The sequence below is a fragment of the Bradyrhizobium sp. CCBAU 11430 genome, assembly GCF_028128855.1.
In the GTDB taxonomy this organism is placed as follows: domain Bacteria; phylum Pseudomonadota; class Alphaproteobacteria; order Rhizobiales; family Xanthobacteraceae; genus Bradyrhizobium; species Bradyrhizobium ottawaense.
Map to the genome: position 1 here is coordinate 69,673 of NZ_LBJV01000067.1, position 11,630 is coordinate 81,302.

The window sequence follows — 11,630 nt, forward strand, 5'->3', positions numbered from 1 at the left end:
ACACGGGTTCATGCGAATTTCCCATCACCAGCGCCATGCGCTGGTCGGCAAACGCGCGAGCGGGCGCGCAGGCCATGTCAGCCCGCTGAAAAAGAAAGAGAAAAAGAATTTCATCACGGCCCCCAAGCCGGGATCTGCAACATTTGCGAGAATAGCCGGCCGGGGCCGCAAGACAAACTCTATTTGAGCTTGGCCGGCGTCTCCTGCGGCTGCGCAGCTCTGAGGCAGGCAAGCAATCGCTTGCCTGTCGTAAGGATGGGTTTTGCCTGTTGGCGGAGGGTTTGGGTCGATGCTCGTCCCACGACCACGGCGCGCGCGCCTTCCCAGTCGTCCTGCGCGTCGTTGAAATAAGATGTCAGCTTGTTGACGCCACCACCGAAAAAGAGCGCAAAGGTCACGCGGGAGGCAACGCTGGCATTGAACAGCAGGTCCGGCTCCTCTTCGAGCGGTTCGCCAATCAGTGCCGCATATTTTTGATAGTTGCCGCGGCCGGTCAACTGGATCATGCCTCGGCCGCGATAGCGCCAGCCGTCGGCCGGCTCCGTGTTTCCCATCTTGCCGCTGTAAATCCTGTTTGCCAGACCCTCGGGATTGTTGACGAACCGTGGCGCTTCGTCCTGGGGGATACGAAATACGGACGTCAGCCTTGTCGCGTTCCTGTAGACGAGATTTTCGGACAACATCCTGAAATCCCAGGTTTCGTAGGCCGCGGTGGCGAGAACATAGGCGAGCTGCCGCAGGTCAGTCAGCTCTGGATGGTGGTCCCATTCCCTGAGCAGCGCCTGCAGCGCATGGACCTGGAACGACTTCACCGGAAGTCCCGATTCGTCGGCGTAGCATCGGCTGATCGCCCTGATGTCGAGCCGCGACGGAACATCCTGACGAGCATCGCCGAGCTCTCGATAGTGGTTCTCGATGGCGATCTCGTGGGCGGCCAAGTCGACCGTCTCATCCAGCTCGTGCGCGAGCAGGACCTGAATGCAATCCGCTGTCGCGCCGCTGCGATCGCTCTGGGTGAAGTCTCGCCCGGCTTCACAATCCCAAAAACGGCCGCTCTGCTTTTCGATGATCTCGCGGGTCTTGTCCGACATGGTCCATCCGAGCGGGAGCGGGTAGTACGGGTTGCTCAGCGATGCGAGACGCAGATTCCTGACGATGCTGGTCTCCTGCGTCCCATGGACGTCGATGGCGAAGGACTGCGCGGACAGCGCCCGGGCGGCGCGGTTGATCGCGATGTAGGCCCGGGAGTCGCGTGTGTTCAGCAGCGCCTTGATCGGTTCGAGCATCTCCCCGAAACTGAACGAGGTGCGCTCGGGATAGCTGCCGCCTCCGAGCACGATCAGTTTGATCGAGACACGGGGGCTCGGCTTCGCTGCACCATCAGGCGCATCATCGGCGGACTTGTTGATCTCCGCGATGGTTCCCCGCAGCGAGTCGATCAGATCCATGGCCGTATCGACACCGGAATTCTCGAAATAGCCGCCGTCGACCAGCCGCATCTTGTCGATGCCGGGCGACGAAGGGTCCTTTGCCGTCACGCTGGCTGCGGGCGAGACCCATGGAAATCGCGCGCTGACGAACGCGGCGGTGCTCAGGGGAACGTTGATGGGACCGGAGTTGGGTGGCCCGCCGTCCGGCGGCTTGAGGGATTGGAAGAACGACAGCGAATCGACATTGTCTCCGTTCGCCTCCCTCCCGAACGTGAACGGTGAAAATACCACGCGCCGTCCGCTCGCCGCATCGGTTGCGTTGAGCAGCAGCGCCGGCCTGCTGCCATCCGCCAGCCAGTGCGCCATGAACGGCTGCTCCAGCGGCCCGGCCGTCGCGCCGGATCTCGTCGCGCTTTCGAGCGAATATTCGAGCGCGCGGGCCCGGTCGAGCGGTCCGACCGCACGGAAGATGAAGCGCTGGAGAAAGTCGCCGAACAGCGTCGAGGCGATGAGCGGCGAGAGCAGGTCGGCAGAAAGCGCCTGTCGAACGTACCGCTCGTTCGGTCCCGGCGTTTCGATCGCCGCGTCCAGCGGAGACTGCCGTTCGAGATAGCTGGCGATCTTGGGGCATGCCGTCTCGCCGGCCTCCTTCTGCGCAACGGTCGCAAGCGCCGACGAGAACACCGAAGCGCCGATGCTCCCGCCGGATACGCCGCTGATTGCGAACAGGTGATGGCGAAAGGCCGGACAAAGATCCTGCAGCCGGGCCAGGAAGATCGCGCTCTGATAGGCGGCGTAAATGCCGCCGCCGCGGGCGGCGACGACATAGACGGGATAGTCCTTGCTGAACTGATCGCGGTCGGGGCGGAGTGAGAGCCATCGTGTGAATTCGGATGTCGCCGAATCAAGGCCCGACGCCGGTGCCGGACCGTCCAGTGTCCGGATCCCGTGGTTGTCGTTGCAGTCGATCCAGGACAGGACGACCGCCAGGCCGAGAAACAGCGGCAACCACGGCATGCGCGAACGGACGGTAATGAGGCTCGCATAGGTACAGAACGCGGTGATGCAAACGGCGAAGAGCGCGAGGACGACGAAGGGCCCGAGCGCGCCGGCAAACCCCGTCGGCCCGACGGCGAAGATCGCGGTGGTGGCAAGGATAAGCCCAATCGTGCCGAGCAGGAACGATCGGCTGCGAAAGCGCTGAACGTAGGATGGGTCGGCCGCGTGCCCCTTTCCCACAGCGTACCAGAGGCAGGCCGCAAGAAGTGTGAGAAACAGGACTGCATAGCCGCTTCGGTGCAGCGACTGCCCGACCGAGATGGCGAGCGAGGCGTCGAACTTGTCGAAGGCGCTTCCGGGGGCGTTGTAGATCTCGTTCAGCTTGGCGTCGGCTTCGCCGAGCCGCAGCGGAATTGCGCCGAAGTGCCCGGCCGCACCTGCGATCAGCGGGAGCGCTCCCAGCACGATCGGTGCGAATCTGGCAGTCCAGTTGAACATCCTCGTCGGTTTGCCGGAGAGCCGGGCCCGGCTCTCCAGAACCACCATGGCGGAGCCGAACCATATCAGGCTGCCGACGAGAAGGAGCGTCAGCCACAGCAGGACGAGGCTCAGGAACTTCAGGTCGGCGTAGCTGATGCGATAAAGCTCGACGATCTGCGCCGGCAGCGACAGGATCGCAGAAAAGACCAGGCTGAGGACGACGAACCATTTGAGATTGCGGAGCAACCCAAAGACCTGGTCTCGGCTCATCTTGCGCCCCTGATGATATCCCCGTCGAGCGGACCTCCGGCCAACGCGGTTTCAATCAGCGGACCCTACCACACAGGCGTGCAAGTGATGCACCGGCCTTGCCGGCTATGATTTTGCCCCACCGACCTCGCGGATCGGCCGCGTGCCGTCCCAGTTCATCGCGGCTTGCCGGACCTTCTCGAAGAACGGCCCCTTGGTGCCGCTGATGTCCGAGATCTCGATCACCGTGCCCGGATGGTCCTGCGTGTCGAAATAGGCAAAGCGCCCCTTGTCGCCGCCGATCTGGCCCTCATGGCCGATCCTGTAGCCGAGCCCGAGCGCCTTGTCGTAGAGGGCCTGATAGTCGTGGCTCCAGTAGGACATGTGCTGGAGGCCTTCGTGCCCGGCATCGAGAAACTCCTTGTACAGCGAGGGCGCGTCGTTGCGCTGCTGGATCAGCTCGATCTGGAGGTCGCCGGAATTTGCCAGCGCGATGCTCATCTCCACGGCGGAGTCCTCGCCGCGGTGACGAAACCAGTCGGTCTTGACGCGGTCCATGTAGTACCAGGGGCCGACACCCATCACCTCGATCCAGTGCTTCATCGCGGCCTGGATGTCCCGCACCACATATCCGTTCTGGCGCACCGCGCCGAAGATGCGGCTCATGCCCGCGCTCCTGTTCTCTGCCTATTCACGACGGAACCTCGTCCTGAGGGCCCGTCGCCGGCGGGCGTCTCGAAGGATGGTGCACGCGAGCTGCCCGCCACGTTCCTGCTCACTTGACCTCAATGCCGGCGTCCTTGGCAACCTGCTTCCAGGCCGCGATGTCGCGCGCGTTGAGATCGCGCTGCTCGTCGCCGGGGACGAATTGCGGGGTGATGCCGAGTGCCAGCAGCTTCTGCTTCACCACCTCGTCATCGAGCGCGTCCTTCAGGGCCCCCGAGAGCTTCTGTGCGATCGGCGGAGCGAGGCCCGCCGGCGCATACATCGCCCAGGACAGGCTACGATCGAACGGCACGCCCTGCTCCCCGTAGCTGGCGACATCGGGCAGGCTCGGCGAGCGCTCGCCGCAGGCGGCCAGCGCCTTGATCGAACCATCTTTCACCAACGGCGTTGCGGTGGCCACGTCGAGTGTGGCCAGCGAAATGTGTCCCCCGAGCAGGTCGCCGGCGAGTTTTGCGATGCCGTTGAACGGCACGTGGTCCATCTTGATACCGGTCTGCTGCATCAGGATCTCCGCGCAGAATTGGCCGGTCGAGCCGACGCCCCAACTGCCGTACTGGATCGGCTCGCCCTTCCTGGCCAGAGCGACCAGGCCCTTGATGTCGTGGGCGGCAAAATTCTTGGTCGCAACCAGCATGATCGAGGAGGTGCCGACGCGGCCGATGGTCGTGAAATCCTTGATCGGATCGTAGGGCAGTTTTGGATAGATCGCGGGGGCCAGCACATGCGTGGTCATGCCGCCGACGGTGATGGTGTAGCCGTCGTTTGGCGATGTCGCGACCATCTGCGTGCCGAGCGTGCCGGCCGCACCGGTGTGGTTCTCGATATAGATGCTCTGCCCCAGCGTCTTGCCCATCTTGTCGGCGAGCAGCCGGCCGACCACGTCACCGCCGCCGCCGGCCGCGTAGGGCAGCAGCATCCTGATCTTGTGCGTGGGATAGGCGGCGGGTTCTTCGGCGTGTGACGGCAGTGCCGCCGACAGCAATGCGAGAAACGAAAGCGTGACGGTGCGCAGCATCATGATGGCATTCCCTAATCTTCGAAACGAAATCTGTAGGCGTCGCCGTGCCGGACCACGTGTCCCGCGGTCGGGGCCGGAAAATGGCCGGTGAGGAGATAGCTCGGGGTATCCGCGAGCTCTTCCAGCAGCGCCATGCGCGTTGCGAGCGCCGCGGCCGGATCGACGTCGGCGGCGTTCGACAGCCACGGCGCGGCGCACTGGATCGGATGATGAATGACGTCGCCCGACATCACCGCGTGATCGTGGCCGCCGGTGAGGTGGATCTGCATGTTGCCGGCGGTGTGCCCAGGTGCCGGCGCAAAGCGCAAGGCCGCGTCGCGATCGCTAAACAGGTGATGATCGGTCTCGACGAACTCGGCAAGGCCGGCCGCCACCACCGGCAGCACGGAATCCTCGAACGAGCCGTGGTTCACCGGGCTCCTCGGCGCCGCATTGTGCGCGGCCTCGAAGTGGCGATATTCGGCGCGGCCCATCAGATAGCGCGCATTGGGGAAGGTCGGCACCCAACGACCGTCGATCAGCCGCGTGTTCCAGCCGACATGATCGACATGCAGATGCGTGCACATCACGAAGTCGACCTGTTCGGGCGTAACGCCCAGCGCCTGCAAGTTCTCGAGATAAGGCTGGTCGAGGTTGTTCCACGCCGGCACGCGCGGCCGCCTCTTGTGGTTGCCGCAGCAGGTGTCGACGATGGCGGTCCAGCGCGGCGTGCGCACGAGATAGGAGTGGTGGCTGAGGATGAAGCGGCCGGTCTCCGGCTCGATGTAGCGGTGATCGAGCCAGCTCCGGTTTTCCGCGATCACCTCGTCGGTGACGTTGGCGAACAGCCAGCTCTTGTCGAAGGCAAGCGCGGGGATCTCGCTGACGAGATCGACCCGCATGCTGCCGATCGTCACCTGCCGCATCGGTCAGTTCTTCAGGAGATCGCCGAACGGCACCCAGCGCGTGCCGTCGAAACGGATCAGCTGGAGGCTCGTCATCGGCGTAAAGCGCTCGGGCGAGTTGCTCACCGCGGTGCCGTTGATCAGCATCGGCAGCTTCACGTCCTTCATCGTGGTCGCCTGCTTCATCACATTGGCACGGGTGAGGTCGTTGCCGGAGGCCTTCAGCACCGTCACCAGCGTCTGCGCGATGGTGTAGCCGTAGACGTTGAGCCAGTCGCTCTTGTTGGTATCAGGCATGTACTTGTCCATGAACGCCAGCCATTCCTTGTAGCCGGGGTCATCCTTGTTGGCGGGATCGGTTGCGTCCTTCAGATATTGGCTGGAGATGACACCGGTGGAACTGTCCTTGCCGGCCGGCTCCAGCACGCCGCTGATCGAGGCCGAAACGTTGGAGATGATGGTCGTCGGCTTCCAGCCGATCTCGCCGATCTTGCGGATCGCCTGAGCCGCGAACTTCGGCGTCGCCGCGACCAGCACGACATCGGCACCCGCGGTCTTCAACTGCAAAATCTGGGTGTCGACGGTCGGGGCCGAGGTCTCATAGGCCGCGCGCGCGACGATCGCTTCGCCGCTGCCGAGGCCTTCCTCCAGCGCCTTCAGGTAATCCTTGCCGAGATCGTCGTTCTGGTAGAGCACACCGATCTTCGCATTGGCGCGGCTCGCCTTGATGTATTTTGCATAGGCGATCGCTTCGTCGCGATAGGTCGGCTGCCAGCCGACGGTCCACGGGAAATTCTTGGGATCGTCCCACTTCGCCGCGCCCGAGCCCAAAAAGAGCTGCGGCACCTTGCGGTCGTTGAGATATTTGTGCACGGCGCTGTTGGTCGGCGTGCCGACGCCGCCGAAGATCAGCAGCACCTCCTCGCTCTCGACCAGGCGCCGGGTCTGCTCCACCGTCTTGGGTGGGCTATAGGCATCGTCCGCGATGATCATCTGGATGCGACGTCCGTTGACGCCGCCGTCGTCGTTCACTTTCCGGAAATAGGCTTCGGCCGACTTCGCAATCTGCGCGAAGGCCGAGACCGGGCCGCTCAGCGGCGCGGTGGTGCCGATCTTGATGGTCTTGTCGTCGGCGCCGGGATCGTATTTTGCGGTTTGGGCTGAGGCGATACTGGCCGCGAGCAGCGGCAACAGGATGCAGGCCGCAGTGAGGCGAGGGCGGGCGAAGCGCGCCATGGGTCGTCTCCCAAAAATTGCTCTCCGCCTCTCGATCGAGCGGAGTTGAAACGCGAGAACAGCGCCCGAAGCAGGCTTGCGGGCCGCGAGCGTTGCCGCCAGAGTGGGCGAGACGAACGATCGTTCGTACGGTTGACTAGCGAACGATCGTTCGTTAGTCAAGTCGCATGGCTCTCCACACCACAAGCGCGGCGGAAGCGGCTGCGCCCACGACCCGTGAGCGCATCCTCACCGAAGCGCTCGACCTGTTCGCGCAGAGCGGCTATGGCGGCGCCTCGATGCGGGAGCTCGCGCGCCGCGTCGGCATCCGCGAGAGCAGCCTCTACAATCATTTCACCGGCAAGGCCGCGATCCTGGAGGCGATCGTCAGCGAGCACGGTCCGGCAAGCTCGGCGAGCCGGCTGGAGGAGCCGCGCTACAAGCAGCTCGCGCGCCAGCCCGCCGCGTTCTGCCGCCAGTTTGCGCTCGACCTCGTCGAGCAATGGTCCGATCCGCGCGAGCACCAGTTTCAGAAGGTCATCACCGCCGAGCGTAACCGTGTGCCCGGCATCCGCGCCAAGTTCGCCGATCATTTCTATGCTCGCGAGCAGAGCATGATGACGGATTATTTCCGCGGCTTTGCGCTCGCCGGCCTAGTCAATACGCCGGACCCGCGCGAGACCGCGCGGCTGTTCGCGGCCGGCCTGATCTACATCCGCCTCGAGCACTACGTGATGGGCGCCGCGCCCTCGCCGCGGCAGAAGGTGATCGAGGCGATCGACCGCTATCTCGCCTTCTTCCTGTCGCTGATCGGGGCAGGCGAGGACACCGACAAGAAACGAAAGCCTAAGGGAGAAACGCGTGGCAAGGCTGCCCCTGATTGATCCGGAGACCACGAGCGGCGATATCCGCGCCTCGTTCGACCGCATGCCGGTCAAACTCAATATCTTTCGCATGATGGCCCATGCCGAGGCCAACATGATCCCGGCGATGCGGCTCGGCAATTCGATCCTGCACAAGCAGAAGCTCAGCGCGGTCAACCGCGAGCTCCTGATCCTTCAAGCTGCCCAGTTAGAGGGCGGCGCCTATGAATGGCGTCAGCATGTTCCGATCGCGCTCGGCGTCGGCTGCACGCAAGCGCAGGTCGACGCGGTCGAACGTTCCGACTACGGCGCGGCTGCCTTGAGCGAGGCCGAACGCGCGCTGCTGAACTTCGGGCGCGAGGTCGTCAAGAACGTCCGCGTGCCCGAGGCGACCTTTGCTGCTGCCCGCAAGCATTTCAGCGACCAGGAGATCGTGGAATCCATCGTCGCGCTCGGCTTCTACATGATGATGGCGCGCCTGACCGAGGCGACCGAAACCGATCTCGATCCCGCAGCCGGCATGACGGTCTATGACGGCGGCAAGAAGTAGGCGGTCGCGATGACGGAAACCGACAGCAAGCCGGAGCGCTATGTTCGTCCGCCGAGCGCGGAATCGCTCGGTGAGGCGCCGGGCAGGGGACGGCTAAAGGGCCGCCGCATCCTGATCGTCGGCGGCGGCCAGCGCGTGTTCGATGCCGCCACCGATCCGATCGGCAACGGCCGCGCCATGAGCATTTTATGCGCGCGGGAGGGCGCGAAGGTTGCAGTGGCTGACCTCAACCATGCCTCGGCTCAGCAGACCGTCAAGCATATCACCGATGAAGGCGGCGAGGGCTTTGCCATCGCGGCCGACGTGACGTCCGAGGCTGACGTCCAGCGCATGGTCGAGGAAGCCCATCGCGCCATGGGTGGCCTTGACGGCATGGTGCTGAACATCGGCACCTTCGGCAAGACCGGCCTCGATAACGTCAGCCCCGAGGAGTGGAACAGGATCTACGACGTCAACGTCCGCGGTCCCATGCTGTGCTGCCGCGCCGCGCTGCCGAAATTCGACGATGGCGGCTCGGTCGTCTTCATCTCCTCGATTGCGGCGTTGAAGGCGGGATCGCAGATGGCGGTGTATGATTCATCGAAAGCCGCACTCGGCGGCCTCATGCGCAACATCGCTCATCTCGGCTCGCGCCGTGGCGTCCGCGCCAACGTCGTCTATCCCGGCCTCGTCGACACCCCGAACGGCCGCGAAGCCGGCGCCGGCCGTCCCAATCGCGGCAAGGGCCACGTCCCGTTCGGCCGCCAGGCCACGGCGTGGGAGATCGCCTATGCGGTGCTGTTCTTCCTGTCGGACGAAAGCGTCTATGTCACCGCGCAGACGCTCGCGGTCGATAGCGGCCTGAGCGGAATGTGAGAGCGGATACGTAGTCCGGATTGCGCTGCGCACCACGTGCACCCGCGCCCCATCCGGTGGGCGGGGCTCTTGAGCTTGCCGGGCGTCTATAGTAAGAGTTCGGCCGGGTCTGCAGTTCACCCAGGCGTCACCGTCCCGCGAGGGAAGCTAAACCTGCAAGGCTCAATCGAATCGACACCAAACCTCGTGCCGCGTCGTAAGCCGGTGACCTCCGACAATCCATCTGTGGAACGGCACATCGAGGATTGGTCATGACCAGAACCCCCATTGAATTCGTTGCGGGCGACATTTCCGCGCTCGCGAAATCCCTGCGCGCCCAGCTTCTGGAGCGTACGTCGCCGCCCGGTCACGTCGAGCTCCTCAACATTCTTGCACGTGCGACGGGGCACAGGAACTATCAGCATTTCCGCGCGCGTGCGGTCGGCACTGCCGTGGACGATCGCGGCACGCCGGCACCACAAGTCGATGCGGTCGATCTGAAGCGCGTGCAGCGCGCCGCGCGCCATTTCGACGACCACGGCAGGCTGCTTCGCTGGCCGGCCCGCCACAGCCTGCAGCAGTTGAGCCTCTGGGTGTTGTGGGCCGGCTTCCCGCCGCGGTGCAGTCTGGCCGAGGCGCAAGTGAAGACGTTGTTGAGCCGTCAGCACGCTTTCGCCGATGATGCCTTGCTCCGCCGCGCGCTGTGCGATCACGGCCTGGTCTCCCGCACGGCCGACGGCCGCGCGTATCGCAGGATCGAGCGTCGGCCGCCGACGGAGGCGGCAGCGCTTCTGCGCCACCTCAAGGCCAGCGCATCCGGACGACCGGAAGCCGCGACATGATCGCAAATCCGGACGCATTGCCGCTCGCCGGGCCCGCTCCGGTCTCGGTGCGGACCTCCCGCGGGACAGTCCAATGCGCAATCGCAGGCGAGGGGCCCGCTATCATGGCCATCCATGGCGGCATGGGCGGCCACGACCAGTCGTGGCTGCTGGCGCGCGCCCTCGCCGCGACGCTCAGGGACAAGCGGGTGGTGGCCGTGTCCCGCCCGGGCTATCTCGGCTCGCGCCTCGAGCTTGGCGCGTCGCCCGACGACCAGGCTGACGTCTATGGCGCGCTGCTCGATGCGCTCGGGATTTCGACCGTGGCGGTCGTCGCGGTCTCCGCCGGCGGTCCCTCCGCACTGCAATTCGCCGCACGGCATCCCTCGCGCTGCCGCTCGCTCGTGCTGGTATCGGCCTGCACGGGGAAACTGCAAACGCCGCCGGAGATCACCGCGCGCCTGCGCATGATGCGCCACCTTGCGCGTCTTCCCGGATTGCCCCGCATCCTGAAGTGGCGAAGTGAACGGAATCCGCAGGCTGCCGCGCGCCGCGCGATTCCCGATGACGCCATGCGCGAACGGACCTTGGGACATCCGGAGGCAGGGCCGCTGTTCCGCGCCTTGCAGTCGACGGTGTTCGAGCATCTGCACGCCCGGCTTCCGGGGACCGTCAACGACATCGCGCAGTTTGCCGCGCTGGGGGAGTTGCCCGAGGGATCGATCTCGGCACCCGCGCTCATCGTTCACGGCCGCGCCGACAATGTCGTGCCGTTCTCGCATGCCGAGAACGTCTGCCGGGCGATCCCGCAGGTAAAGCTGCTGGCGCTCCCCGACGGCGGCCACGTGGCGCTGTTCACGCACCTGAACGTGGTGCGCAAGGAGGCCGAGCCGTTCCTGGACGCACACGAACGCGCTTCCCTGCACCCTCATCGCATCGAGGATCCCCATGAAGACGACATTGCTCAGACCTGAAGACTACACCCGCTCGCCCTGGAAGAACGGCGGCGGCATCTTCACCGATATCGCGGACGCACATCGCGCTGACGCTGGGGTGAAGGACTGGAGCAGCCTGCTCTGGCGCTTTGCGAGCACGCCGATCGTGGCGCCCGGTCCCTTCTCCCACATGCCGGGCATCGACCGCTTGCAGATGGTGGTTAGTGGGCGCGGGCTGGTGCTCAAGGCCCCCGGCCAGGAATTCGACGAGCGTGAACCTTTTACGACCGTGCGGTTCACCGGCGAGCTCGAGATCGTGACGGAGCTTCAGGCCGGGCCGGTCGAGGTCGTTAACCTGATGGCGCGGCGCGGTGCGGTGGAGATCGAGCTCGAAGCGCTCAGGGAAGCCGGCGATCGACCGTTGCATGCCGGCACGCATCTGGTTTACGCGCCGCACGGCGATTGCCGCATTCGCCTCGATGGAGAGGATCTTGCCATCCCCGGCAACGGCACGCTCAGGATCGAATTGACCGAGACATCGAGGCTCGCGCTCGTTTCGGGTCCGGTGGTGCTGGGGTCGATCCGGATCGTCGGTTAAGGGGGCGACAGCCCCGACAGCCCGATGC

At 64.9% G+C, this 11,630-nt stretch carries 12 protein-coding genes; 7 read left to right on the top strand and 5 right to left on the bottom strand.

All coding sequences use genetic code 11. The features are described 5' to 3' along the window. The first annotated feature begins 10 nt into the window (after positions 1 to 10). Positions 11 to 187: a hypothetical protein gene (locus XI04_RS26505; RefSeq protein ID WP_157158100.1), complete on the top strand. Its 177-nt coding sequence runs from the start codon at positions 11 to 13 to the stop codon at positions 185 to 187. Here the strand turns inward: XI04_RS26505 and XI04_RS26510 are convergent. The 5 genes from XI04_RS26510 to XI04_RS26530 all read right to left on the bottom strand — a co-directional run bounded on the left by XI04_RS26510 (position 180) and on the right by XI04_RS26530 (position 7,022). Further along, on the bottom strand, positions 180 to 3,179 hold the full coding sequence (locus tag XI04_RS26510; protein WP_271608374.1) for a patatin-like phospholipase family protein: 3,000 nt from the start codon (positions 3,177 to 3,179) through the stop codon (positions 180 to 182). The genes XI04_RS26505 and XI04_RS26510 overlap by 8 nt on opposite strands. Before the next feature lie 105 nt (positions 3,180 to 3,284). Beyond that, positions 3,285 to 3,824, bottom strand: a complete 540-nt coding sequence (locus tag XI04_RS26515) for a VOC family protein (RefSeq protein ID WP_271608375.1) — start codon at positions 3,822 to 3,824, stop codon at positions 3,285 to 3,287. Positions 3,825 to 3,933: 109 nt separating this feature from the next. After that, positions 3,934 to 4,902 carry a Bug family tripartite tricarboxylate transporter substrate binding protein gene (locus XI04_RS26520; protein ID WP_271596505.1) on the bottom strand — a complete coding sequence of 323 codons (969 nt, stop codon included), beginning with the start codon at positions 4,900 to 4,902 and terminating at the stop codon, positions 3,934 to 3,936. A gap of 11 nt (positions 4,903 to 4,913) precedes the next feature. Further along, positions 4,914 to 5,807 (bottom strand): MBL fold metallo-hydrolase, encoded by an 894-nt coding sequence (locus tag XI04_RS26525; protein ID WP_271608376.1) that lies wholly within the window; start codon positions 5,805 to 5,807, stop codon positions 4,914 to 4,916. 3 nt (positions 5,808 to 5,810) lie between these two features. Then, positions 5,811 to 7,022, bottom strand: a complete 1,212-nt coding sequence (locus tag XI04_RS26530; RefSeq protein WP_038949726.1) for an ABC transporter substrate-binding protein — start codon at positions 7,020 to 7,022, stop codon at positions 5,811 to 5,813. A gap of 167 nt (positions 7,023 to 7,189) precedes the next feature. Between XI04_RS26530 and XI04_RS26535 the strand changes: the two genes are divergently transcribed. From XI04_RS26535 to XI04_RS26560, 6 genes are all read left to right on the top strand, one after another. Then, positions 7,190 to 7,885 carry a TetR/AcrR family transcriptional regulator gene (locus tag XI04_RS26535; RefSeq protein ID WP_028142239.1) on the top strand — a complete coding sequence of 232 codons (696 nt, stop codon included), beginning with the start codon at positions 7,190 to 7,192 and terminating at the stop codon, positions 7,883 to 7,885. After that, positions 7,863 to 8,414, top strand: a complete 552-nt coding sequence (locus XI04_RS26540) for a carboxymuconolactone decarboxylase family protein (protein ID WP_271608377.1) — start codon at positions 7,863 to 7,865, stop codon at positions 8,412 to 8,414. The genes XI04_RS26535 and XI04_RS26540 overlap by 23 nt, the downstream gene beginning before the upstream one ends. Positions 8,415 to 8,423: 9 nt before the next feature. Continuing rightward, entirely contained in the window at positions 8,424 to 9,269 is an 846-nt protein-coding gene (locus XI04_RS26545; RefSeq protein ID WP_271608378.1) for an SDR family NAD(P)-dependent oxidoreductase, read from the top strand. Positions 9,270 to 9,520: 251 nt separating this feature from the next. After that, positions 9,521 to 10,090, top strand: a complete 570-nt coding sequence (locus XI04_RS26550; RefSeq protein WP_028142242.1) for a DUF2087 domain-containing protein — start codon at positions 9,521 to 9,523, stop codon at positions 10,088 to 10,090. Positions 10,091 to 10,194: 104 nt separating this feature from the next. Continuing rightward, positions 10,195 to 11,043, top strand: coding sequence for an alpha/beta fold hydrolase (locus XI04_RS26555; RefSeq protein WP_271608380.1), 849 nt, complete (start codon positions 10,195 to 10,197; stop codon positions 11,041 to 11,043). Continuing rightward, positions 11,018 to 11,602, top strand: coding sequence for a HutD/Ves family protein (locus XI04_RS26560; RefSeq protein WP_038949720.1), 585 nt, complete (start codon positions 11,018 to 11,020; stop codon positions 11,600 to 11,602). Before XI04_RS26555 ends, XI04_RS26560 begins: the two co-directional genes overlap by 26 nt. Positions 11,603 to 11,630 lie beyond the last annotated feature (28 nt).